This is a genomic window from Arcicella sp. GW458-12-2-14-TSB2 (assembly GCF_059423785.1).
On record NZ_JBWKYN010000292.1, the window covers coordinates 1 to 3661 of the forward strand.

Annotated in this window: 5 protein-coding genes; 4 read left to right on the forward strand and 1 reads right to left on the reverse strand. The window is 30.4% G+C overall.

Annotated features, from left to right (window positions below; genetic code table 11):
• The first annotated feature begins 84 nt into the window (after positions 1 to 84).
• The 4 genes from AC07XN_RS23705 to AC07XN_RS23720 all read left to right on the forward strand — a co-directional run bounded on the left by AC07XN_RS23705 (position 85) and on the right by AC07XN_RS23720 (position 3448).
• Positions 85 to 525 (forward strand): helix-turn-helix domain-containing protein, encoded by a 441-nt coding sequence (locus AC07XN_RS23705; protein ID WP_494744844.1) that lies wholly within the window; start codon positions 85 to 87, stop codon positions 523 to 525.
• A 200-nt stretch (positions 526 to 725) separates the two neighbouring features.
• On the forward strand, positions 726 to 1508 hold the full coding sequence (locus tag AC07XN_RS23710; RefSeq protein ID WP_494744845.1) for a Fic family protein: 783 nt from the start codon (positions 726 to 728) through the stop codon (positions 1506 to 1508).
• A gap of 274 nt (positions 1509 to 1782) precedes the next feature.
• Complete coding sequence (locus tag AC07XN_RS23715) at positions 1783 to 2610, forward strand: hypothetical protein (protein WP_494744846.1); 828 nt, start codon at positions 1783 to 1785, stop codon at positions 2608 to 2610.
• A 244-nt stretch (positions 2611 to 2854) separates the two neighbouring features.
• Positions 2855 to 3448, forward strand: a complete 594-nt coding sequence (locus AC07XN_RS23720; protein WP_494744847.1) for a hypothetical protein — start codon at positions 2855 to 2857, stop codon at positions 3446 to 3448.
• A gap of 5 nt (positions 3449 to 3453) precedes the next feature.
• Here AC07XN_RS23720 and AC07XN_RS23725 read toward each other — a convergent pair.
• A partial coding sequence (locus AC07XN_RS23725; RefSeq protein WP_494744848.1) for a hypothetical protein occupies positions 3454 to 3661 on the reverse strand: 208 nt, incomplete at its 5' end.

Consider the following 3661-nt stretch of genomic DNA (forward strand, 5'->3'; position numbering starts at 1 on the left):
ATATAGTAATACTAACAAATAAAAAGTAATAAATTATTCATAAATTGATAATAATATTTTTAAACGCTTAAATATCAAACAGTTATGGAAAGTGAAATTAATTATCGGATTGAGGTTTTAGTAGAAAAGTTATCAAAAGGACAATCTGATTTTGCCTCAAAAATTGGAAGAAGCCCTCAAACTATTTCAAATATTCTAAATAAAGGAACTAAGCCAGGTGCTGAAGTACTTGAAGCTATTCTTAAAAATTTTCCTCAAGTAGATGCTTTATGGTTAGTATGTGGAGTTGGAGAAATGCAAAGAAATCTTTCAGAAACTGTAGAGGAAAAGGAAATTGTTCAAGTGTTAAAAAAAGAAATTGAAGTACTAATCCTTAATAATCAATCATTAATCAAGGACAAAGAAAGATTATGGAATCTTGTAGAAAATTTTGGAAAAAAGCATAAACCTGTTCCAGTAGAGCAAAATGCTTGGGGAAATATATTTCCTTTTTATCCAGAAAATTTAGGAAAAATTTTTGCATAAATATTATGCAATATTTTTTTTGAAATTTTCTGGTGGCATTTCTGGAGGCAGGTAGTTACACAAAGATGTAACCCGCTCATTTATAACACATTATTTAGACCCTCACTCTCTACACAGAAAAGTAATTAAAACAGAATTTCAAAAGAATTCTGTTTTTTTGTTTTATGAGCTTTTCCCAAACCATCTGAAAGCTTCTTGACATGGACTATCCGTTAAAAATTATTCCTTCTGATTTGTTAGCAGCATATCGTTTAGGCTTTCCTGTCGATGTAATAAAGGCTTTTAATGAGTTACATGATGCTGAACTCTCTACCGATACTTTTAGTTTTTATACTTCAGTGGCTTCAGTATATTCTAGCAAGATTGAGGGGGAAGAAATTGAACTGGATTCATATATCAAATACAAAAGATTTGGCATTGATTTTTTGCCTGATTATACCAAAAAGATTGATGATTTATACAATGCCTATTCTTTTGCCAAAAATAATCCGCTGAATCGCCAAAATATCGAGCAAGCACATCAACTACTAAGTAAACATATTATTTCGGCGCAGTACCAAGGAAGACTACGTACCCAAAATATGTATGTAACTACGCCAGATGGTAAAATTGAGTATGTTGCAGCTTCACCTTTTATTGTAGAGGCAGAAATGGATAAATTTTATCATGACATCCATTTTCTTTTGAATTGCCCACTGTCTATTGAAGAGGCTTTCTTCTTTGCTAGTTTAGTACACTTAGTTTTTGTAAAAATCCATCCTTGGAATGATGGCAATGGACGCACAGCTCGATTGCTTGAAAAATGGTTTTTAGCTCATTTTTTGGGTGAAAAAACATGGTACATCCAATCAGAAAAAAATTATTACCAACAACATGCTACTTATTACCAAAATATCAGAAAGCTAGGGTTGGAATACATCCAATTAGATTACACCCAAGCAATGCCTTTCTTGATGATGTTACCAAATAGTTTATGTATATAAAATATATCTAGCATCCCCATTCTTTGAAAAGAAACATGAAACTTTATGGATTATCTAATAACCAGAAAAAGTTAGCGGAAAGAATATGTGAAAGTAGTGCTTAGTCTTAAAACTAATTGTTCGTTGGAGGCTTATAGTAAAGCGGATGAACGGAGGGTGATTTTGGAGATGGAGTCATTTTAATTGTATATTTAGGGAGAATTTAGATTGCAACTATCAAAACTCTCCCTAAATAAATTGGTTACATGAGCCTAATAAATCAAAAATACTAAGTATGAAAACATTTATAAACAAATTACCAATACTTATATTAATTACAATAGGAGTGATTATTATCATTTACATTACACATAAATTTGAAGTGTGTCTCAATGAGAAAAAATGGTTTAATGAAACTTCATCACAAGCTATCATTGCTTTTTATGCGGCTGTTTTAACAGTCGTGGGTATTTTTGTTGCGGCGTGGCAACTGCATACACAAAAAAAAGATAATATTATTGCAAATGAATATCTAAACCAACCAGATTTCAAGTTTCTCCCATTTTGTTCAGAAGCAGATACAATAAGTCCTACTCAATGCTGTGATGCTGGTCAACAATGTCCAAATAATTGTATAGATGAGCATTGGTTCAATCTTCACCAAGTGGGGAATTTACCTGCAACTCAAATTACAATAAGTATGTATCATGAAAAAGAAGGAGATATATTTTGTAATAAAAATAATTCAAAAAAGTATGTTCATACCTTAATTAAAGGAGGTATTTATCAATATAAAGTCCCCCCCTATACTTTTGATTTAACTTTTTTCAATCCCGCTTCAAACGGAAAATTCTATGTTTTTTTAGAATACAAATCTCTTTATTCAGGGATTAGGTATAAAAGAGTTTATGAATTAGAATACAGCCCTGAAAATCCTCCATTTCCAGAAAACAATGGAAGATGGGAAAATAGAATCAAAATTTTCAATAAAAATTTGGCTAGAATCACTGATTCGCACTCTCTTTCATGGGGAGACTATGCTACAGGAATTTCAAGTCGTATAATAAATAAACTAATTGATAATTATACTATCTCTATTGATTCATGGTTAAAGCGATATTAACCTCATGCTATTTTCGAATTCTCACTTAAGTATTAATTGAATTCAAAAAGTTGCACCTTTTTTTTGATTGAAAATATATTAAGTAGTTAAAATACAATCATATAACACAATAAAGCAATTGTAAAACCTTGTCTTATTAGAATCCAAAGCCCGCTTACGTAGTAAAAAACACTACGCCAAGCGAGGGTCGATTTTATTATTTTATTGAATATTTATAACAGTTAATATTCACACCCAACTAAAAATGAAAAGTTTACTTTTGATAACAGTTATACTGAATGGAGTAATAATGATGAATGGGGTATCTCAAAATTTAAAGAGAAATCCTTTACCTCCTCCTCCCCCATCTCCCAATGAAAAATGGTTAAAATGTGTTCCTTTAAATATATATGCTGCTACTCAACGAAAACAGTTCTATCCATTTAACCAATCTTCTTTAGTAAAAATAATCTCATTTAAAGAGTATATCAATATAGATACTTTAATAAATAGCGTCACTGAACCTACAATATTTGCTGATTTTCAAAATCAGCCAAAAATTTTTGAGTCATTTACTTTAAATCAAAAGCAGCTAAATGAATTAACTTATATCCTGTATAACTATGGATTTAAAACAAAAAAATATGAGGAAGAAAGTATGTGTTATTATCCAAGAAATGCCATTGTTTTTTATGACGAGAAGGGACTACCTTTTGAATGGATAGAGCTGTGCTTTGAATGTAATGGGTACAAAAAAACCTCAAAACAGGTTAAAACTGGCGACTTTTGTATAGGGAAATATGAGCTTCTAAAATATTTTTTCAAAAAGCATAAGATACATTATGGTATTGATTCTTAATGATTTTACTGGAAGGATTGAATATAGAGATTCAACGAATATAAATAATCATCCTCAAAATAAATAGCCCTTAATTCATTGTATAAAAATGTCTCTTCCTTTAACCATTCACAAGCTTTGCTGATTAAATGTACTCTCATTGATTTCTCCCTTGATATTTTAATGACACCAACATATATTTTCTCATGATTTTTTAGTTCTATCCCTATCAGC